The sequence below is a fragment of the Cupriavidus sp. 86D6 genome, assembly GCF_057815095.1.
Genome location: NZ_JBYPSB010000004.1, coordinates 185,081 through 204,959 on the forward strand (window position 1 = coordinate 185,081; position 19,879 = coordinate 204,959).

General features: G+C 65.0%; 16 protein-coding genes. 12 read left to right on the forward strand and 4 right to left on the reverse strand.

What is annotated here, in order from left to right; genetic code table 11:
• Positions 1 to 12 precede the first annotated feature (12 nt).
• The gene (locus AC3G88_RS11970; RefSeq protein WP_487523831.1) at positions 13 to 1,362 is read right to left on the reverse strand and encodes a dicarboxylate/amino acid:cation symporter; all 1,350 of its coding nucleotides are present in this window, start codon (positions 1,360 to 1,362) and stop codon (positions 13 to 15) included.
• A 379-nt stretch (positions 1,363 to 1,741) separates the two neighbouring features.
• Here AC3G88_RS11970 and AC3G88_RS11975 point away from each other — a divergent pair, with 379 nt between their 5' ends.
• Positions 1,742 to 3,247, forward strand: coding sequence for a DASS family sodium-coupled anion symporter (locus AC3G88_RS11975; RefSeq protein WP_153948181.1), 1,506 nt, complete (start codon positions 1,742 to 1,744; stop codon positions 3,245 to 3,247).
• A gap of 43 nt (positions 3,248 to 3,290) precedes the next feature.
• On the opposite strand, the gene AC3G88_RS11980 is transcribed toward AC3G88_RS11975, so the two are convergent.
• Genes AC3G88_RS11980 through AC3G88_RS11990 form a run of 3 tightly spaced genes read right to left on the reverse strand, consistent with a single transcriptional unit; the run spans position 3,291 to position 6,850 of the window.
• The gene (locus AC3G88_RS11980) at positions 3,291 to 4,547 is read right to left on the reverse strand and encodes a complex I 51 kDa subunit family protein (protein WP_488772925.1); all 1,257 of its coding nucleotides are present in this window, start codon (positions 4,545 to 4,547) and stop codon (positions 3,291 to 3,293) included.
• The gene (locus tag AC3G88_RS11985; protein WP_488893409.1) at positions 4,544 to 6,193 is read right to left on the reverse strand and encodes an FAD-binding protein; all 1,650 of its coding nucleotides are present in this window, start codon (positions 6,191 to 6,193) and stop codon (positions 4,544 to 4,546) included. The genes AC3G88_RS11980 and AC3G88_RS11985 overlap by 4 nt, the downstream gene beginning before the upstream one ends.
• A 12-nt stretch (positions 6,194 to 6,205) precedes the next feature.
• Positions 6,206 to 6,850: a 4Fe-4S dicluster domain-containing protein gene (locus tag AC3G88_RS11990; RefSeq protein ID WP_488772927.1), complete on the reverse strand. Its 645-nt coding sequence runs from the start codon at positions 6,848 to 6,850 to the stop codon at positions 6,206 to 6,208.
• A gap of 554 nt (positions 6,851 to 7,404) precedes the next feature.
• Between AC3G88_RS11990 and AC3G88_RS11995 the strand changes: the two genes are divergently transcribed.
• From AC3G88_RS11995 to AC3G88_RS12045, 11 genes are all read left to right on the forward strand, one after another.
• On the forward strand, positions 7,405 to 9,486 hold the full coding sequence (locus AC3G88_RS11995; RefSeq protein ID WP_488772928.1) for a 3-hydroxyacyl-CoA dehydrogenase NAD-binding domain-containing protein: 2,082 nt from the start codon (positions 7,405 to 7,407) through the stop codon (positions 9,484 to 9,486).
• Positions 9,487 to 9,536: 50 nt separating this feature from the next.
• Complete coding sequence (gene pncA / locus AC3G88_RS12000; RefSeq protein ID WP_488772929.1) at positions 9,537 to 10,202, forward strand: bifunctional nicotinamidase/pyrazinamidase; 666 nt, start codon at positions 9,537 to 9,539, stop codon at positions 10,200 to 10,202.
• 81 nt (positions 10,203 to 10,283) lie between these two features.
• On the forward strand, positions 10,284 to 11,462 hold the full coding sequence (locus AC3G88_RS12005) for an acetyl-CoA C-acyltransferase (RefSeq protein WP_153948186.1): 1,179 nt from the start codon (positions 10,284 to 10,286) through the stop codon (positions 11,460 to 11,462).
• Positions 11,463 to 11,644: 182 nt separating this feature from the next.
• The gene (locus tag AC3G88_RS12010) at positions 11,645 to 13,504 is read left to right on the forward strand and encodes an acyl-CoA dehydrogenase (protein ID WP_488772930.1); all 1,860 of its coding nucleotides are present in this window, start codon (positions 11,645 to 11,647) and stop codon (positions 13,502 to 13,504) included.
• A 39-nt stretch (positions 13,505 to 13,543) separates the two neighbouring features.
• A complete protein-coding gene (locus AC3G88_RS12015) occupies positions 13,544 to 14,326 on the forward strand; it encodes an SDR family oxidoreductase (RefSeq protein WP_153948188.1) in 783 nt (260 codons plus the stop codon).
• Between the two features lie 119 nt (positions 14,327 to 14,445).
• Positions 14,446 to 14,877 carry a PaaI family thioesterase gene (locus AC3G88_RS12020; RefSeq protein ID WP_488772931.1) on the forward strand — a complete coding sequence of 144 codons (432 nt, stop codon included), beginning with the start codon at positions 14,446 to 14,448 and terminating at the stop codon, positions 14,875 to 14,877.
• 84 nt (positions 14,878 to 14,961) lie between these two features.
• Entirely contained in the window at positions 14,962 to 15,975 is a 1,014-nt protein-coding gene (locus AC3G88_RS12025) for an NADP-dependent oxidoreductase (RefSeq protein ID WP_488772932.1), read from the forward strand.
• A gap of 32 nt (positions 15,976 to 16,007) precedes the next feature.
• Positions 16,008 to 16,850, forward strand: coding sequence for a class II aldolase/adducin family protein (locus tag AC3G88_RS12030; RefSeq protein WP_488772933.1), 843 nt, complete (start codon positions 16,008 to 16,010; stop codon positions 16,848 to 16,850).
• A 45-nt stretch (positions 16,851 to 16,895) separates the two neighbouring features.
• Positions 16,896 to 17,831 carry a glutathione S-transferase family protein gene (locus AC3G88_RS12035; RefSeq protein ID WP_488772934.1) on the forward strand — a complete coding sequence of 312 codons (936 nt, stop codon included), beginning with the start codon at positions 16,896 to 16,898 and terminating at the stop codon, positions 17,829 to 17,831.
• Between the two features lie 117 nt (positions 17,832 to 17,948).
• Positions 17,949 to 18,851, forward strand: a complete 903-nt coding sequence (locus AC3G88_RS12040) for an SDR family oxidoreductase (RefSeq protein ID WP_488772935.1) — start codon at positions 17,949 to 17,951, stop codon at positions 18,849 to 18,851.
• Positions 18,852 to 18,917: 66 nt separating this feature from the next.
• Positions 18,918 to 19,838 (forward strand): alpha/beta fold hydrolase, encoded by a 921-nt coding sequence (locus AC3G88_RS12045; RefSeq protein WP_488772936.1) that lies wholly within the window; start codon positions 18,918 to 18,920, stop codon positions 19,836 to 19,838.
• The last annotated feature ends 41 nt before the right edge of the window (positions 19,839 to 19,879 follow it).

The following is a 19,879-nucleotide window of genomic DNA, read 5'->3' on the forward strand; positions in this document are numbered from 1 at the left end:
CTGCCGCCTGGCCTATCTGTGCCGGGTGTCAGCGGCCGGCACGCGCGCCGCGACCTGATCGAGTACGACTTCCGGCTCATCCGCTTCGATATCGGTCTCGCCGTCAAGCCGGCTGTGCATCCGCTCGACGTCCAGGTCGCCGGTCCACTTTGCCACGACGACCGTGGCGACGCCGTTGCCGATCAGGTTGGTCAGGGCGCGTGCCTCGGACATGAACCGGTCGATGCCAAGAATCAGGGCAAGCCCCGCGACCGGCACATGTCCCACCGCGGAAAGCGTGGCCGCCAGTACGATGAAGCCGCTGCCGGTCACGCCCGCGGCGCCCTTCGAGGTCAGGAGCAGCACCAACAGCAAGGTGATCTGCTGGGTGAAGGTCATGTCGGTATTGGTGGCCTGAGCGATGAAGACCGCTGCCATGGTCAGGTAGATCGAGGTGCCATCCAGATTGAAGGAATAGCCAGTCGGGATCACCAGGCCGACTACTGACTTGCGGGCGCCCAGGTTTTCGAGCTTGGCCATCATCCGGGGCAACACCGATTCCGAGGACGACGTGCCGAGCACGATCAGCAGCTCTTCCTTGATGTACTTGATGAACTTCCAGATCGAGAACCCATGGAATCGTGCGATGGACCCGAGCACGACGAAGATGAAAAGCAGGCAGGTAGCGTAGAACGTGGCCATCAGCTGGCCAAGCTGGAGCAGCGAACTCACGCCGTATTTGCCGATGGTGAATGCCATGGCGCCGAACGCCCCGATCGGCGCGACCTTCATGATGTACCCGACGATGGCGAACAACACGTGCGAGAATTTTTCGATGAAGTCGAAAACCAGCGTGCCGCGCCCCCCGAACCTGTGCAGCGCAAAGCCGAACATCACGGCAAATAGCAGTACCTGAAGGATTTCTCCCTTGGCGAACGCATCCACCACCGTATTCGGGATGACGTTCATCAGGAACTCCACGGTGCCCTGCATCTTTCCAGGGCCGGTATAGGCGGCGATGCCCTTGGTGTCGAGGGTGGCAGGGTCGACGTTCATGCCTGCCCCTGGTTTGACGATATTGATGATCAACAGGCCGACCAGCAGCGCAATGCTGCTGACCACCTCGAAATAGAGCAGCGCCAGGCCGCCGGTCTTGCCGACCTTCTTCATGTCCTCCATGCCGGCGATGCCCACCACGACCGTGCAGAAGATGATCGGCGCGATGATCATCTTGATCAGCTTGATGAAGCCGTCGCCCAGCGGCTTCATGGCCTCGCCGGTTTGGGGAAAGAAGTGTCCCAGAATGACGCCAAGAATAATGGCGGTAATGACCTGAAAGTAGAGAGACTTGTAGAGCGGCTTTGAATGTTCGGCTTTTTCCATGTTCGTCTCCATTGCTGGTTCAGTGTCGGAAGCCGGACATCGACCGCGTCGTCTTGGCCATCTCGCTCGAGCCTCGGGCCGTATTCCGGAAACACGCTAAGGCGAGCTTAGTGCCGCGCAGTTGGGCTTGGGTATGGACCGAAAGACCTAGGTCCGCAACTGGGCCCCGGGACAGGACCCGGCCCGCTGATCCACGCGTGTGTACAAAAAGACACTTGGAGCGTGATCAGTTGATGACTTGCGTCAACTCCAGGGCGGGATGTGGACCAAAGTCCATTGTGGGAAGCGCGTGGACGCCACATATTGAAGAGCGCACAGGCCGGTAATCGGCCATCGAGACACTGATATTTGCCGCATTTCAAGCAGGGAGGTCCAAGCAATGCTGTCCAAGGTGATAGCGATGTATCGCTACTTCATGTCAGTCGTGCCGTTTCGGCTGACGCCCGCCATCATCGCCACGGCTGTTCTGGTCACGCTGCTGCTGCTCCCGGCGCCCGAAGGGCTGAAACCCGAGGCCTGGCATCTGGTGGCGATCTTCCTGACCACGATTGTCGCCATCATCCTCAAGGTCATGCCAATTGGCGTGATGGCCATGATGGCGATCGTGATCGTGTCGCTCGCACAGGTGACGTCGCCGACGTCGAAGGGCGCCATTGCCGACGCACTGAGCAGTTTCTCGAATCCGCTGATCTGGCTGATCGTCGTGGCGATCCTGATCTCGCGCGGACTGAAGAAGACGGGGCTGGGCAACCGGATCGGCCTGATGTTCATTGCCCTGCTGGGCAAGCGCACGGTTGGCATCGGATACGGACTCACCATCTGCGAACTGGTGCTGGCGCCATTCACCCCCAGCAATACGGCGCGCGGAGGCGGCATCGTCCATCCGATCATGCGATCGATCGCCGGCGCCTTCGACTCCGACCCCGCCAAGGGGACGCAGGGCAAGGTCGGCACATACCTGGCGCTGGTGAACTACCACGCCAACCCGATTACCTCGGCCATGTTCCTGACGGCCACGGCGCCGAACCCGCTGGTGGTGGACTACGTGGCCAAGGCCAGCGGCCAGGCGCTGCACCTGACCTGGACCACCTGGGCGCTGTGCATGCTGCTGCCGGGCTTGCTCTGCCTGCTTGTCATGCCGCTGATCATCTACCTGCTATCGCCACCGGAACTGAAGGTCACGCCCAATGCGGTCGACTACGCCCGCGGCGAGCTTGCGCGCATGGGGCCGCTGAGCGGCAAGGAACGCGTCATGATGGGCGTATTCGCGATGATGCTGATCCTGTGGGCCAATCTGCCCGCCATGATCTTCGGGTCCGCCTACACGCTTGACCCGACCGTCGTGGCCTTTCTTGGCCTCTTTGCGCTGATCATCACCGGGACGATCGACTGGGACGATGTGCTGTCCGAAAAGAGCGCCTGGGACACGCTGGTCTGGTTCGGTGCCCTGGTGATGCTGGCCGAGCAACTCAACAAGCTGGGTGTGATCGCCTGGTTCTCGGCCGACATGCGCGACGCCATCTCCGCCAGCGGTATGGAATGGAAGGGGATTGCGGCCGTGCTGGTGCTGGCGTTCGTGTTCTCGCACTACCTGTTCGCCAGTACCACGGCCCATATCAGCGCCATGATGCTGGCATTCCTGACGGTCGGCGCGCATCTGATCCCGCCGGAGTACATCCCCCCGTTCATGCTGATGATGACCGCCGGGTCGGCGATCATGATGACGCTGACCCACTACGCGACTGGCACGTCGCCGATCATCTTTGGCAGCGGCTACGTCACGCTGGGCCAGTGGTGGCGGACCGGCGCGGTGATGTGCGTGTTCGAGCTGGTGGTCTTCGCCGTGGTCGGGGGCCTTTGGTGGAAGGTGCTGGGCTTCTGGTGAAACCGGCCGGTCGTCGGGCGGCTTGCGTGGCCGTCCGGCGCCGTCAGGTCATCAGCAGGGTTTCGTATTCCTCGCGAAACTGGTGCATGGAGCTTTCCACCACCGTCACCGCACCGTCGATCAGTCCGCAGCGGCCGCTGCCCGGCAGGATGCTGCAGAGGTTTTCCAGCGCATCGAGGTCTGCCCGCACCCCACGGCCGGTGTCGATCCGGTTGAGCAGCCGCATCAGCTGAAAGGTGCCGCCCTTGCACGACGGGCACTGGCCGCACGACCCCTGGGCAAAGAAGCTCACGTACTCCGCAACCTTGCGGACGATGCTGGTGCCTTCCGAGACGACGATCATGGCCCCTGTGCCCAGGCTGGAACGCCGCTGACGCACCGAATCGAAATCGAGCGCGACGTCCAGGTCGCGCTTGGTCAGCAGGGTGTTGGAAGGGCCTCCCGTAAAGACCGCCTTGAACTCCTTGCCCTGCAGCATGCCGCCGCCGTGCCCGAACACCAGCGATTCCAGGCTCGTCCCCATCGGAAGTTCATACAGGCCCGGGCGCAGTACGTCGCCTGACAGGGAGTAGAGTTTCGTGCCCACCGCCTTGCCGAGACCGAGATCGCGATACCACTGTGCGCCATGGCGCAGGATGCCCGGCACGTGGGCCAGCGTCTCGGTGTTGTTGACGATGGTCGGCGCGCCATGGACGCCGTGCTCGGCCGGGTAGGGCGGCTTGCGGCGCGGGAACGGAAAACCGCCTTCGACACTGGCAATCACCGCCGTCTCCTCGCCGCCGATGTACAGGCCCGAACTCGGCATGACTTGCAGCGAGACGGCGCCGCCGACCACGGCCGCCAGCCGTTCGAACAGTGTATGGGTCTGCCACTGCTGCACAGCCAGCCGCGTGACCGCAAGCGATTGCAACTGATGCGGATTGACATACAGGACGACGTGGTTGGCCCGCGTGGCCGCCGCCGCGATCAGCGCGCCCTCGATCACCTGGTGTGGCGTGTGCTCCAGCAGGAAGCGATCCTTGAAGGTGCCCGGTTCGTCTTCGTTGCCATTGCAGACGACGTACTTGTCCCCGGCAGGCGCCGCCGCGACCGGTGCCCATTTTCGATGTGTCATGAACCCGGCACCGCCCATGCCACGCAGTTCCGCCCGTTCGATTTCGCCGATGATCGCGGCCGGATCGTCGAGGGCCCTGGCCAGCCCTTCGCCGCCGCCGTGTGCCAGCCACGCGGCCAGGTCGGCACCGACCTGGATATCGTCATTGAGCAGGACCTTGTTCGGGCGTTCCACGGCGTGGCTCATCGCAGGCTCCCCACCGTACGGCCTCGCGCACCGGCACGCAGCCCGGCATCGACACGCAGATCGAAATGCGCGTAGCCCGGAAAAAGCTGGGGCGCCTGGACGTGCAATGGCAGGCCGGCCAGCGTCAGTTCGCGCTGCCATGCGTGTACGTGGCCGATTCCGGCGCGGCTGGGCAGGGCACCGCGCATCGATTCCGCCGCCTTTGCGCCGGCCCGGCGTCCCATGCTCAGGATGTCCAGCAGGGCATTGCCCATCAGCCGGTTGCGTCCGTGGATGCCGCCGGTGACTTCGCCCACGCCAAACAGGCCCGGCACGTTGGTCGCCCCGTCCTTGTCGATGGCCATGCCGCCGTTCTGGTAGTGCAGCGTCGGGTAGACCAGGAAGGGCACCTGGGCCGCGTCGTGCCCGCACTTGTGCGCCAGATGGGTCAGGGTGACCAGGCGTTTGGCGAGGATGCCAGGATTTTCCAGCTCCAGCGTGGGCGTGTCCAGAAACACGCCCACCTGTCCGTCACGGCTGATACCGCGGCCTTCCGCGCATTCGCGCAGGATGGCCGAGGCCACGACGTCGCGCGGCTTGAGTTCGTCCACGAATCGCTCCCCTTCGCCATTGATCAGCTTCGCCCCGGCCGACCGCGCGGCCTCCGAGATCAGGCCGCCTGCCAGGTGGGGCGGATAGGCGATGCCCGTGGGGTGGTACTGGAACGAGTCGAGTTCCCGCAGCCGCGCCCCCATGCGATAGGCCAGCACCAGGCCGTCCGCGGTGGCGCCATAGTGGTTGGACGTCGGGAACGCATTCAGATGCAGCCGGCCAGCGCCGCCCGTGGCGAGGATGACCGCACGGGCGCGCACCAGTACGAAGGCCCCCCATTCGAGGTTGTAGATCACGGCCCCGGCGCAGCGTCCGCGCTCGTCGGACAGCAGTTCGACCACCGGGCAGCGGTTCCAGACGGCAACACCCGGATCAAGGTCCACCGCCTCGCGCAGCACGCGCATCATTTCCAGGCCGGTGTAGTCACGATAGGACAGGATGCGCGCCGCGGATGCCCCACCGGGCTTCTTGCGCAGCAGGTTGCTGCCGATGGCCCGATCCTCGGTCTGGTCGAACATCATGCCCAGCCGGATCAGCCACCGGATCACGTCGGGACCGTCCGAGACCATCTGCGCGACAAGTTCACGGTCTGCGCAGTAGTGCCCGGCACGCAGCGTGTCCTCGAAATGCATTTGCAGGCTGTCGTCCTCGCCGATGGCCGCCTGGATGCCCCCTTCGGCCATCACGGTGTTGCTGTCGCCCAGGCGTAGTTTGGTGGCAAGGACGACCTGGGCGCCCTGTGCCGCAGCGGTCAGTGCCGCCGCGCAACCGCCGCCGCCGCCGCCAATGACCAGGACGTCGGTCGTGACCAGTTGCGCGCCAGCGATATCGACGTCGTCGATCAGCGCGTTGGCCTGAAGGCTGCGCGCCAGGTCAGGCTGGCACGGGTCGCCACGGTTCGGCCCGACGGACAGGGCGACCCTGGCATTCGGCCCATGATCGGGGTGATAGGCCTTGAGGAGCGCCTCGACGGACGTCGTGTCGTCGCGCATGGCGGGCGTCGCGCCACGCTTGTAGCGTTGGCATGCCGCCTGGTAGGGGATGCTGGCTGGCATGGGTGTCGGCTCTCAACCCTGGTGTGGAGGCTGCGCGCCCGGCGCATCCAGATCGATCGTCATCTCGCCACGCTCGATCTGCTGCAACCGCTGCATCAGGTTCGCCGGCCGCAGCGACAGCGAAGCGATCATGCGCCGCACGAACAGGCCAAGATGGTTGGGCTGGATCAGTTCCGGGCAGGCCAGCGTGCAGAGGTTGCACATGACACATTCGTCGAAGACCTGCGCCGACGCCGCCAGTTCGCCCGCCACGGCAAGATTGACGCCACGCTGGACATCGAGCTGCTTGGGGCAGGCACGGTCACAGCCGCTGCAGTGCCGGCAGTGGGCCGCCTCCGGAAAGGTCTCGGCAATGGTGCCCAGGATCCGCCAGCTGTCGCCGATATCCTCGATCCGATAAACATGGCGCGATGACGAGGTGAAGTAGTCAAGGAAGGCCACCTGCATGCCGTCTTCGACCATCGTCTCGCAGGCCAACGCCGTCTTGACCTCCGGCTCCCCCTGGCGCCGGACCATGACCCGGCAGGAGCCGCACACCCCCTGGCCCATGCAGCCGACACCTTCCACGAGCGTCTCGCCCGCGTGGATGAACGCCTGCAGGATCGAACAGCCGGCAGGCGCCGCGATTTCCCGTCCTTCTATGTTCAGACGTGCCATGCTTCCCGCGCCTCCTGTTTTGCGGTGGTGGCCTGACCCTGCCTGCCTTTCAACAGGCCGTATAAACCATAGCACAGGGAAGGTTATTGCCAAACGGATCGCGTGTTGCCGGAGGCATCGATCCGTTTCGTGTGGCGACGCTTTTTTCCGATTGGAGGGCTCTGTCAAAAATTCGCGGGCTACGGCCGGCTGCCTGTCGATGGGTGATTCATGAGGCATAAATGGCACGATTTCGTCGCACGCCCTACGGGTTCCCCCTGAGGGTTTGAACCCCTCGGCAGGCTCAACATGAACGCCGGAAAAAGCTGCCATGAAAGGCGCGCATGACGGTATTTCCGCGGCCGAAAATTGAAATTGAACGACCGTGCTATTTTGTGTATGCTTGTCCCGCCCTCGAGCCGTATGGCCTGTGGCACAAGGGATTGCGGGCCATCGCGCAGCCGGCCCGACGTTCCGGCAGGATCAGAGCAAGACTGCATTCGAGAATTCGAATCCCGAGACAACCCATGAGCCCCTAGGAAGACGAAGGGCTCGCCAATACCAAAGGAACGCGTATGACAGCGCAGTATCAGGTACAGGACGGCGTAGCCGTTATCACGCTCGACAATCCCCCGGTCAACGGCCTCGGTCACAGCACCCGCCTGGGCATCGTCGAAGGCTTGACCCGTGCGCTGGACGATGCCGCCGTCAAGGCCGTCGTCATTACCGGCGCTGGCAAGGCGTTCTCGGGCGGCGCCGACATCCGTGAATTCAATACCCCCAAGGCCACGCAGGAGCCGACGCTGCATTCGGTGATCCGTGCGCTGGAAGCTTCGACCAAGCCGGTCGTGGCCGCCATCCACTCCGTCGCCATGGGCGGCGGCCTGGAACTGGCCCTGGGCTGCAACTACCGCGTGGCCGCCAAGGGCGCGCAGATCGCGCTGCCCGAAGTCAAGCTCGGCCTGCTGCCGGGCGCGGGCGGCACGCAGCGCCTGCCGCGCCTGATCGGCCTGGAGCACGCGCTGAACATGATCGTGTCCGGCACGGCCATCCCCTCGGAGAAATTCGCCGGCTCGAAGCTGTTCGATGAACTCGTCGATGGCGACGTGCTGCCTGCCGCCGTCAAGTTCGCCCAGAACGTGGCCGCTGCCCCCGGCCCGTACCCGAAGGTGCGCGACCTGAAGGTGCGTCACGAAAACGCCGAAGGCTTCCTGGCTTTTGCCAGGAACACCGTGGCGGCCGTGGCCAAGAACTTCCCGGCACCGTCGAAGTGCGTGGAGGCCGTGGCAGCCTCGCTCAAGCCGTTCGAAGCCGGCCTGAAGGAAGAGCGCGAAGGCTTCATGTACCTGGTCGGTACGCCGGAATCGCGCGCGCTGCGCCATGCCTTCTTCGGCGAGCGTGCTGCCAGCAAGATCCCCGATGTGCCCAGCGACACCCCGGTCCGCAAGATCGAGCGCGTTGCCGTGATCGGCGCGGGCACCATGGGCGGCGGCATCACGATGAACTTCCTGAATGCCGGCATCCCCGTGACGATGCTGGAGACCAAGCAGGAGGCGCTGGACCGTGGCGTGGGCACGATCCGCAAGAACTACGAGAACAGCGCCAAGAAGGGCAAGCTCACGCAGGAAAAGGTCGAACAGCGCATGGGCCTGCTGACCACCACGCTGTCCTATGACGACATCAAGGACGCCGACATGGTCATCGAGGCCGTGTTCGAGGAAATGGGCGTCAAGGAAATCGTCTTCAGGAAGCTGGACGAAGTGATGAAGGCTGGCGCGATCCTGGCCTCCAACACGTCCACGCTCGACGTGAACAAGATTGCCTCGTTCACCAAGCGCCCGCAGGACGTGGTCGGCATGCATTTCTTCAGCCCGGCCAACGTCATGAAGCTGCTGGAGGTGGTGCGCGGCGAGAAGACCGGCAAGGACGTGCTGGCCACCGTCATGCAGATCGCCAAGAAGATCAAGAAGACGGCCGTGGTCTCGGGCGTCTGCGACGGCTTCATCGGCAACCGCATGATCGAGCAGTACAGCCGCCAGGCGGGTTATCTGCTGGACGAAGGCGCGCTGCCGGAGCAGGTGGACCGCGCCATCGAAAAGTTCGGCTTCGCCATGGGCCCGTTCCGCATGGGCGACCTGGCCGGCAACGACATCGGCTGGGCCATCCGCAAGCGCCGCGCCGTGGACAAGCCGGACATCCAGTATTCGAAGACCGCCGACAAGCTTTGCGAAATGGGCCGCTTCGGCCAGAAGACGGGCGCCGGCTGGTACGACTACAAGGCGGGCGACCGCAAGCCGTACCCGAACGCGCAGGTCAACGAGATGATCGTCGAGCATTCGAAGGAACTCGGTATCACGCGCCGCAAGATTTCCGATGAGGAAATCGTCGAACGCCTGGTGTTCGCACTGGTGAACGAAGGCGCCAAGATCCTGGAAGAGGGTATCGCGTCGAAGGCGTCGGACATCGACATGGTCTACCTGACCGGCTACGGCTTCCCGCTGTTCCGCGGCGGCCCGATGCTCTACGCCGACCAGGTTGGCCTGTTCAACGTGGCCCAGTCGATGAAGCGTTACGCCAAGGGGTACCACGGCGAAGCCTGGAAGGTGGCCCCGCTGCTGCAGAAGCTGGCCGACGAGGGCAAGGGCTTCAACGGCTGAGACACGACGGCCTGAATCGACAGGAACAGGGAAACAGGGGACACGGAACCATGGCCTACGGCGCGCAGGACTGCCTGCTGGTGATCGACGTGCAGAACGACTTCATGCCCGGTGGCGCGCTGGCCGTGCCGCAGGGCGACGAGGTCGTGGCCGTGATCAACGGGCTGGCGCCGGCATTCGAGCATGTGGTGCTGACGCAGGACTGGCATCCGGCCGGGCATGCGTCGTTTGCCACCAGCCATGCCGGGCGCGCGCCGTTCCAGACCGCCACGCTGCCGTATGGCGAGCAGGTGCTGTGGCCGGACCACTGCGTGCAGGACACCCCGGGCGCCGCGCTGCATGCGGACCTGCGTGTTCCGCATGCGCGGCTGCTGATCCGCAAGGGCCACCATGCCGGCGTGGACAGCTATAGCGCCTTCCTGGAAGCGGATCGCACGACAAGGACCGGCCTGGGCGGCTACCTGCGCGAGCAGGGCGTCCGGCGCGTGGTCTGCGTCGGGCTGGCGACCGACTACTGCGTGGCCTGGAGCGCGCTCGATGCGCGCGCGGCGGGCTTCGAGGCGGTGGTCGTGGAAGATGCCTGCCGGGCGATCGACCTGGACGGATCGCTGGCCCGAGCCTGGCAGGAGCTTGCCGCGGCCGGCGTCCAGCGTACGACGTCCGCGGCGTTGCTGGCCGGCAGTGCGAACCACAACCCCTGGCTTCCCGAGTCCTGACGATTCACGTCGACACACCGAATATTCGTCGCAAGTTGGCTAGAGATTAGCCAGAGACACCAAGATACCGAGGAGCAACACATGAACGAGGCAGTCATCGTATCCACCGCCCGTACCGGGCTGGCCAAGAGCTGGAAGGGCGCTTTCAACATGACCCACGGCGCCACCCTGGGCGGCCACGCCGTCCAGCACGCTATTGCGCGGGCCAAGATCGAGGCCGGTGAAGTGGAAGACGTGCTGATGGGTTGTGCCAACCCCGAAGGCGCCACCGGCGCCAACATCGCGCGCCAGATCGCCCTGCGCGCAGGCTGCCCGGTGACCGTGCCCGGCGCCACCGTGAACCGCTTCTGCTCGTCGGGCCTGCAGACCATCGCCATGGCCGCGCAGCGCGTGATCGCCGACGAAGGCGATATCTTCGTGGCCGGCGGCGTGGAATCGATCTCGTGCGTGCAGCAGGAGATGAACCGCCACATGATCCAGGAAAGCTGGCTGAACAAGAACAAGCCGGAAATCTACTGGAGCATGCTGCAGACCGCCGAGAACGTGGCCAAACGCTACAACATCTCGAAGGAGCGCCAGGACGAGTATGGCGTGCAGAGCCAGCTACGTGCCGCCGCTGCCCTGGAAGCCGGCAAGTTCAAGGACGAGATCGTGCCGATGACGGTGCTCGCCGGCGTGGCCGACAAGGCCACGGGTCAGCTGATGACCAAGGAAGTCACCATCGACGCTGACGAAGGCATCCGTGCCGACACCACGCTGGAAGGCGTGTCGAAGATCCGCACGGCCATGCCCGGCGGCGTGATCACGGCCGGCAACGCGTCGCAGTTCTCGGACGGCGCTTCGGCTGCGGTGGTGATGAACGCCCGCGTGGCGGCCGCCAAGGGCCTGCAGCCGCTGGGCGTGTTCCGCGGCTTTGCCGTGGCCGGCTGCGAGCCCGATGAAATGGGTATCGGTCCGGTGTTCGCGGTGCCGAAGCTGCTGAAGAAGACGGGCCTGAAGGTCGAGGACATCGGCCTGTGGGAGCTGAACGAGGCGTTTGCCGTACAGGTGCTGTACTGCGCCGACAAGCTGGGCATTCCGATGGATCGCCTGAACGTGAACGGCGGTGCCATCGCCGTGGGCCATCCGTACGGTGTGTCCGGCGCCCGCCTGGTTGGTCATGCGCTGATCGAAGGCAAGCGCCGCGGCGTCAAGTACGTCGTGGTGACGATGTGCATCGGCGGTGGCCAGGGTGCCGCCGGCCTGTTCGAGGTGCTGTAAGGCTTCCCGGGTGCATGTTGTTTCCCCTCTCTCGCGTGCGGGAGAGGGGGCAGGGGAGAGGGCGGGCGCATCGATTTGCGATATCGCAAGTTGAAACGCGATTCCCTCTCCCCCCACCCCCTCCCGCATGCGGGAGGGGGGCGCTTTTCCTTCCCTTATTTCAGCCCGGAGCTTCGCTTTCCATGTCGCTGATTCTCTCCCGTCGTGATCTCAATTTCGTCCTGTACGAATGGCTCGATGCCGAGTCACTGACCCAGATTCCCCGTTTTGCAGACCATTCGCGCGAAACCTTCGACGCCGCGCTCGATACCTGCGAAAAGATCGCCACGGACCTGTTCGCGCCGCATAACAAGAAGAGCGATGCCCAGGAACCGCACTTCGACGGCGAGACCGTTACGATCATCCCCGAAGTCAAGACCGCGCTGAAGGCGTTCTGCGAAGCCGGCCTGATGGCGGCCGGGCAGGACTACGAGTACGGCGGCATGCAATTGCCGGTCACGCTGGAGAAGGCCGCGTTCGCATATTTCAAGGCGGCCAACGTCGGCACCAGTTCGTACCCGTTCCTGACCATCGGCAATGCCAACCTGCTGCTGACCCATGGCACGCCGGCGCAGATCGACACCTTCGTGCGGCCGGAGCTCGAAGGGCGCTTTTTCGGCACGATGTGCCTGTCGGAACCGCAGGCCGGGTCGTCGTTGTCGGACGTCACCACGCGGGCCGAGTACGAAGGCGAATCGCCGCTGGGCCAGCAATACCGGCTGCGCGGCAACAAGATGTGGATCTCGGCCGGCGAGCATGAGCTGTCCGACAACATCGTGCACCTGGTGCTGGCCAAGATTCCGGGCCCGGATGGCAAGCTGATTCCGGGCGTGAAGGGTATTTCGCTGTTTATCGTGCCGAAGTACCTGGTCAACGCGGATGGCTCGCTGGGCGAGCACAACGACGTCGTGCTGGCCGGCCTTAACCACAAGATGGGATACCGGGGCACCACCAACTGCCTGCTGAACTTCGGCGAGGGCATGAAGTACAAGCCGGGCGGCAAGGCCGGCGCCATCGGGTATCTGGTGGGCGAGCCGCACAAGGGTCTGGCCTGCATGTTCCACATGATGAACGAGGCGCGGATCGGCGTGGGCCTGGGCGCGGTGGCGCTGGGCTATACGGGCTACCTGCACGCGCTCGACTACGCCCGCAACCGTCCGCAGGGCCGGCCGGTCGGGCCGCAGGGAAAGGACCCGGCCAGCCCGCAGGTCAAGCTCGTTGAACACGCCGACGTGCGCCGCATGCTGCTGGCGCAGAAGAGCTATGCCGAAGGCGGCCTGGCGCTGAACCTGTACTGCGCGCGGCTGGTGGACGACGAGCACGCCGCAAAGGCGGCCGGCGAGACGGCACGGCACCGCGAGCTGTCGCTGCTGCTCGATATCCTGACGCCGATCGCCAAGAGCTGGCCGTCGCAGTGGTGCCTGGAAGCCAACAGCCTGGCTATCCAGGTGCATGGCGGTTACGGCTATACGCGCGAATACAACGTCGAGCAGTTCTATCGTGACAACCGCCTGAACCCGATCCATGAGGGCACGCACGGCATCCAGGGTCTGGATCTGCTGGGCCGCAAGGTGGTCATGCAGGACGGGGCGGCCTTCCAGTTGCTGGGCCAGCGCGTACAGGCAACCTGCCAGCGCGCCGCAGCCAGTGGCCACAAGGTTCTGGGCGAGCAGGCGCGTGCGCTGGGCGCGGCGGCCGCGCGGCTGGCCGAGGTCACGCAGACGCTGTGGTCGGCCGGCGATCCGAATGTGACGCTGGCCAACGCATCGGTCTACCTGGAAGCGTTTGGCCACGTCGTGGTGGCGTGGATCTGGCTGGAGCAGGCCCTGGTGGCGCAGGCGGCGCTGGCCGGCGCGAACGGCGAGGATGCCGATTTTTATCGCGGCAAGCTCGCCGCGGCGGCGTACTTCTTCCGGTTCGAGCTGCCCAAGGTGTATCCGCAGCTCGACCTGCTGGCCTCGCTGGACCGGACCACGCTCGACATGCAGGACGCCTGGTTCTAGATCGCAAGCCACCATGCACCATAAAGAAACGGAGACAACATGAGAACCATCCAGCAATTGTTCGACCTGAAGGGGCGCACCGCACTGATCACGGGCGGCTCGCGCGGCCTGGGCCTGCAGATTGCCGAGGCGCTGGGCGAGCAGGGCGCGCGTCTGGTGCTGTCGGCGCGCAAGGCCGACGAACTGCAGTCGGCGCAGGCCCACCTGAAGGCGCGCGGCATCGAGGCCGACTGGATCGCGGCCGATGGCTCGCGCGACGACGAGATCGCACGCCTGGCGGACGAGGCACTGGCCAGGCTGGGCCACGTCGACATTCTCGTCAACAACGCGGGGGCCACCTGGGGCGCCCCGGCCGAGGATCACCCGATCGAGGCCTGGGACAAGGTGATGAACCTGAACATCCGCGGTCTGTTTCTGCTGTCGCAGAAGATCGGCAAGCTGTCGATGATCCCGCGCCGCCATGGCCGCATCATCAATGTGGCGTCGATTGCCGGCCTGGGCGGCAACCCGCCGGGCTCGATGGAGACCATTGCCTACAACACGTCGAAGGGCGCGGTGATCAATTTCACGCGCACGCTGGCTGGCGAATGGGGCGAGCACAACATCACGGTCAACGCGCTGGCCCCGGGCTTCTTCCCGTCGAAGATGACCAAGGGGTCGCTGGACCGCCTGGGCGTGGACAAGATGTGCGAAGGCGTGCCGCTGCACCGGCTGGGCGACGACGAAGACCTGAAGGGCGCCGCGCTGCTGTTTGCGTCGGACGCCGGCAAGCACATCACCGGGCAGATCCTGGCGGTCGATGGTGGGGTCAGCGCGGTGTAAGTGCGATGTAAGTGTCGTGTAAGTGCCGCGCCCGCTCTCCCAACCCTCTCCGGGACACGGGAGCGGGGCGCGAAGCCGGCGCATAATTCAGGCCGAAGGTTTTTCCATTGCCCCCAAACATGACCCAACGCCAACTCAATATCCCGTTCCTTGCCGATCTCGGCGTGCTGTGCAACACCATGGAAGGCGGCCGCAGCGAGATCGAGCTGGATCTGCAGACGCGCCACCAGAACAGCTGGGACATGGCGCACGGCGGCGTGATCATGACCCTGCTCGACGTGGCGATGGCCATCGCCGGCCGCTCGTCCGACGCCGAAGGGCGGGGCGTGGTGACCATCGAGATGAAGACCAGCTTCATGGCGCCTGGGCGGGGCAAGCTGACCGCGCGCGGGCAGACCGTGCATCGTACGTCGACGATGGTGTTCTGCGAAGGCGAGATCGTCGACGTCGACGGCAAGATCGTGTCGAAGGCCTCCGGCACGTTCAAGTACATCAAGCGCATGCCGCCCAAGCGGGAAACCGGGGCGGCGGATTCGGGTGCCGACGGCTGATCCCGTCGCGCCAGCAGTGCTTCCATCCCAAAAACCGCGCAACACCGCGCAAGCCACGCGCAAACCGAGCGAAGGAATCCACACATGTCGAAGCAAACCTACAAGCGCATCGTACTGGCCTCGCGTCCGGCCGCAGCCGTCACGCCCGAGAATTTCCGCCTGGAAGAGGTGGCCGTGCCGGATCTGGCCGACGGCCAGGTCATGGTGCGCAATCATTTCCTGTCGCTGGACCCGTACATGCGCGGCCGCATGAGCGACAGCAAGTCGTACGCCGATCCGCAGCCGCTGGGCGAAGTGATGATCGGCGGCACCGTGGGCGAGGTCATCGCCAGCAAGAACCCCAAGTGGAACGTCGGCGACAAGGTCGTCGGCATGTTCGGCTGGCAGGAAATCGGCGTGACCGACGGCGGCGGCATGCAGAAGGTGGACACCACGCATATCCCGCTGTCGGCCTACCTGGGCTCGGTCGGCATGCCCGGCGTGACCGCCTGGTATGGCCTGAACAAGATCATCGCCCCCAAGGCCGGCGAGACCATCGTGGTCAGTGCGGCCTCGGGCGCCGTGGGCAGCGTGGTTGGCCAGCTGGCCAAGCTGGCCGGCTGCTACGTGGTGGGCGTGGCCGGCGGCAAGGACAAGTGCGACTACGTGACCAATGAACTGGGCTTCGACGCCTGCGTGGACTACAAGGCGGCCAAGGACGCCAAGGAGTTGTACGCGATGGTCAAGGCCGTGACGCCCAAGGGTGTCGATGGCTACTTCGAGAACGTCGGCGGCGACATCCTCGACGTGGTGCTGGCCCGCCTGAACCCGTTCGCGCGCATCGCCGTGTGCGGCCTGATCGCCGGCTACGACGGCCAGGACATGCCGATCCGCAACCCGCGCGCCATCCTGGTGTCGCGCTGCAAGATCGAGGGCTTTATCGTGTCCGAGCACATGGACGTCTGGCCGCAGGCGCTCAAGGAACTGGGCGGCTTTGTGGCGCAGGGCAAGATCAAGTTCCGCGAGAGCATCGCCGAAGGCCTGGCCAGCGCGCCGGAGGCCTTTATCGGCCTCCTGAAGGGCAAGAACTTCGGCAAGCAGCTGGTGAAGATGGTCTGAGCGGCACCCCACCCACAAAAAAGGAGACAGCCATGAACGCCCCGCAAACCGCCAATGACAAGGATGACATGGCCGCTGGCCTGTCCGAGGAGGTCAAGGCCCGCTACCGCAACCTGCCGCGCCCGCCGAAGTTCGATACGCCGGCCCAGGAGCGGCTGCACCGCAAGCAGCGGCTGGCGGCGGCGTTCCGGCTGTTCTCCAAATTCGGGTTCGACGAAGGCGTGGCCGGCCATATCACGGCGCGCGACCCCGAGTTCACCGACACGTTCTGGGTCAACCCGTTTGGCGTGCATTTCAGCCACGTCAAGGTGTCGAATCTGATCCGCTGCGACCACCACGGCAACGTGGTGGAGGGTGACTATCCGGTGAACGCGGCGGCCTTTGCCATTCACTCGCGTGTGCACCAGACGCGTGAAGACGCCGTGGCCGCGGCCCATTCGCACAGCACGTACGGCCGGGCGTGGTCCACGCTGGGGCGCAAGCTCGATCCGCTGACCCAGGACGTCTGCGCGTTCTACAACGACCATGCGTTGTACGACGACTTTGGCGGCGTGGTGGTCGAACTGGACGAAGGCCAGCGTATCGCCAACGCGCTGGGCCCGAACAAGGCGGCCATCCTGCAGAACCATGGCCTGCTGACGGTGGGCAAGACCGTGGACGAGGCCGCCTGGTGGTTCATCACGATGGAGCGGTCGTGCCAGGTACAGATCCTGGCCGAATCGGCGGCCGCCCGGACGGGCCAGGCACCGAAGGTGATCAGCGATGCGGCGGCCAGCCAGGCCTACGCGATCGTCGGTACGGCGCAGGCCGGCTGGTTCCAGTTCCAGCCGTTATACGCACGTATCGTTAAAGAACAGCCGGATCTGCTCGATTAAGCAGGAGTCGATCTTTCGCGATCTCTCTCCTCCTGAAAGGCCAAGATGCCCGACATCATCCTTCATCAATACGCAACATCGCCGTTTTCCGAGAAAATCCGGCTCGTGCTGGGCGCCAAGGGCTTGACCTGGTGCGCGGTGGAAATTCCGCCCATCATGCCCAAGCCCGATGTCACGGCGCTGACCGGCGGCTACCGCCGCACGCCGGTCATGCAGATCGGCGCCGATATCTATTGCGATACGGCATTGATTTGCGCGGTGCTGGACCGCATGGCGCCCAATCCGCCGCTGTATCCGGTGGCGCAGGCCGCGCCGTCGCGCATCATGGCGGCCTGGATCGACAGCGCGTTGTTTACGGCCACCGTGACCTACGCCATGCAGCCGGCCGGCGTGCAGGCGATGCTGTCGCACCTGTCGCCGGGGCAGATCCAGGCCTTCATGGCGGACCGCAAGGCCATGCGCGGCGACTCCAACGCGCTGCGCATGCCGTTGCCGGAGGCGGCGGCGATGCTGCACGAGACCTTCGCGCAGCTGCAGGAGCAGTTGTCCACCGGCCTGCAGCATGTGGCCGGTCCGGAGCTGTCGATTGCCGATTTCTCGCTGTTTCACTGCATCTGGTTTATCCGGCGGGCCCCGACGCTGGCGGCATTGCTCGACGGCTATCCGCTGGTCAAGACTTGGTTCGCGCGCATGCAGGCGTATGGGCACGGCAAGCTGCGCGTGATTCCTGCCGAATCCGCCATTGCCGATGCCTATGATCACGACCCGCTGCCACACGACACGACCATCCTGCCCGGCGCCGGCTTTGCGGCCGGTGACGCAGTCACGGTCACCCCCACCGACTACGCGAAGGACCCGGTGGCCGGTGTACTGCTGACGCTGACCGAGCACGTGGTCACCATTCGCCGGCAGGACCCGCGTGCAGGCGCGGTCAACGTGCATTTCCCGCGTCAGGGCTATCACGTGCAGGCGGCGGGCTAAGGCACGCAGTGGTGCAGTGTTTGCCCCTCACCCCCTTGCGGGAGAGGGGAGCAAAGAACATCAATACAAGACGTATCCGGACATATCCGGGCATATCCGAAAACGGAGGAGACACCCATGAAGCAGTTCGAAGGCAAGGTCGCCGTCATTACCGGCGGCGCATCGGGATTCGGCAAGGAGTTCGCGCGGATTGGCGCCCAGTCGGGCATGAAGCTTGTGCTGGCCGATGTCCAGGAAGATGCGCTCGACGCCGCGGTGGCCGAGTTCAAGGCGCAGGGCGCCCAGGTGATCGGGCTGCGCACGGATGTCTCGAAAGCCGAACAGGTTCAGGCGCTGGCCGATGCGGCCATGACGGCCTTCGGCGAGGTCAACCTGGTTTTCAACAACGCCGGCGTCGGTGCGGGCGGCCTGCTGTGGGAAAACTCCGAGAAGGACTGGGAGTGGGTGCTCGGCGTCAACCTGTACGGGGTGATCCACGGCGTGCGCATCTTCACGCCGCTGATGCTCGAAGCCGCGAAGAAGGACCCCGGCTTCCAGGGCCACATCGTCAATACGGCGTCGATGGCCGGCCTGCTGAACCCGCCAGCGATGGGCGTCTACAACGTGTCCAAGCACGCGGTGGTGTCGCTCACCGAAACGCTCTACCAGGACCTGAGCCTGGTCACCGAACAGGTGCGCTGCTCGGTACTGTGCCCATACTTCGTGCCGACCGGCATCAGCCAGTCGCAGCGCAACCGGCCTGCCGGCCTGGCCAACGACGCGCCGCCGACGCGCTCGCAGATGGTGTCGCAGGCGCTGTCGGACAAGGCAGTCAATTCGGGCAAGGTCACCGCGGCGGACGTCGCGCAGATGACGTTCGATGCCATTCGCGACGAAAGCTTCTATATTTATTCCCACCCGCAGGCCCTGGCCACGGTGCGCAACCGCATGGAGGACATCGTCAACCAGCGTAATCCTGGCGATCCGTTCGGCGACAAGCCCGAAGTCCGCGCCGGCCTGGTTGCCGCGCTGCGCGGCTGACCTGGCCACTTTCTTGCATCGTCGATCGGGAGACCTGTGATGGCAGACATAGCCAGGGAGACAACGATGACCGCACCCGCCGTGATCCATCATTTGCAGTTCGCCAACCTGCCCAATGGCACGCGGCTGCATTACGGCAGTGCGGGCGAGCAGGGCAAGCCGCTGATCCTGTTCGTGCATGGCTTCCCCGAGTTCTGGTACGCGTGGGAGCGGCAACTGGCGGAATTCGGGCAGACCCACTTCGCGGTGGCGCCCGACCTGCGCGGCTTCAACCTGTCGAGCAAACCGGCGTCGCCCGACGCCTACAAGCCGAAGCTGCTGGTCGAAGACCTGGTGCAGTTCATCCGGGTGCTGGGCTACGAGCGATGCACGATCGTGGCGCACGACTGGGGCGGGGCGGTCTGCTGGAATCTGGTGGCGCAGTTTCCGCAGCTGGTCGAACGCTTTGTCATCATCAACTCGCCCCACCCATACCTGTTCGCCCGGGCGCTGTCGGCCGATCCGGCGCAGCAGCAGGCGTCGGCCTACATGAACTGGCTGCGCAAGCCCGGTTCGGAGCAGGCGCTGGCGGCCAACGACTTTGCCTTGCTGGAAAAGATGCTGACGGGCGAGGCGGGCGCCGTGCCGGCCTGGTTCACGGGCGAGACCCGCGCGAAGTATCACGCGGCATGGTCGGCGCCCGGCGACGACGATTCGCACCCGCTGACCGGCGGCGTCAACTACTACCGGGCCACGCCGATGCACCCGCCGGCGCCGGGCGAGACCGCGCCGGATATCTCGCGGCTGGACCCCGCGATGTTCGTGATCCGGGTGCCTACCCTGGTGATCTGGGGCGAAAACGACCGCGCGCTGCCAAAGTCGCTGGTGGACGGGCTCGAAGATTTCGTGCCGGACCTGCGCCTGGAACGCATTCCCGAAGGCACGCACTGGGTCATCCACGAGCAGCCCGAGCGGATCAATCTGCTGATCCGCAGCGCGCTGCCGTAGTGGCACGCGGGAAGGAAGGGCGCGCACAGGCGGCTCGAACC

Coding starts and splice junctions, on each gene's coding strand:
- AC3G88_RS12020 (WP_488772931.1), top strand. CDS start 14,446: ATGACCCAACGCCAACTCAATATCCCGTTCCTTGCCGATCTCGGCGTG.
- AC3G88_RS11995 (WP_488772928.1), top strand. CDS start 7,405: ATGACAGCGCAGTATCAGGTACAGGACGGCGTAGCCGTTATCACGCTC.
- AC3G88_RS12010 (WP_488772930.1), top strand. CDS start 11,645: ATGTCGCTGATTCTCTCCCGTCGTGATCTCAATTTCGTCCTGTACGAA.
- AC3G88_RS12030 (WP_488772933.1), top strand. CDS start 16,008: ATGAACGCCCCGCAAACCGCCAATGACAAGGATGACATGGCCGCTGGC.
- AC3G88_RS11975 (WP_153948181.1), top strand. CDS start 1,742: ATGCTGTCCAAGGTGATAGCGATGTATCGCTACTTCATGTCAGTCGTG.
- pncA (WP_488772929.1), top strand. CDS start 9,537: ATGGCCTACGGCGCGCAGGACTGCCTGCTGGTGATCGACGTGCAGAAC.
- AC3G88_RS11990 (WP_488772927.1), bottom strand. CDS start 6,850: ATGGCACGTCTGAACATAGAAGGACGGGAAATCGCGGCGCCTGCCGGC.
- AC3G88_RS12035 (WP_488772934.1), top strand. CDS start 16,896: ATGCCCGACATCATCCTTCATCAATACGCAACATCGCCGTTTTCCGAG.
- AC3G88_RS11985 (WP_488893409.1), bottom strand. CDS start 6,193: ATGCCAGCCAGCATCCCCTACCAGGCGGCATGCCAACGCTACAAGCGT.
- AC3G88_RS12045 (WP_488772936.1), top strand. CDS start 18,918: ATGACCGCACCCGCCGTGATCCATCATTTGCAGTTCGCCAACCTGCCC.
- AC3G88_RS12015 (WP_153948188.1), top strand. CDS start 13,544: ATGAGAACCATCCAGCAATTGTTCGACCTGAAGGGGCGCACCGCACTG.
- AC3G88_RS11980 (WP_488772925.1), bottom strand. CDS start 4,547: ATGAGCCACGCCGTGGAACGCCCGAACAAGGTCCTGCTCAATGACGAT.
- AC3G88_RS12040 (WP_488772935.1), top strand. CDS start 17,949: ATGAAGCAGTTCGAAGGCAAGGTCGCCGTCATTACCGGCGGCGCATCG.
- AC3G88_RS12025 (WP_488772932.1), top strand. CDS start 14,962: ATGTCGAAGCAAACCTACAAGCGCATCGTACTGGCCTCGCGTCCGGCC.
- AC3G88_RS11970 (WP_487523831.1), bottom strand. CDS start 1,362: ATGGAAAAAGCCGAACATTCAAAGCCGCTCTACAAGTCTCTCTACTTT.
- AC3G88_RS12005 (WP_153948186.1), top strand. CDS start 10,284: ATGAACGAGGCAGTCATCGTATCCACCGCCCGTACCGGGCTGGCCAAG.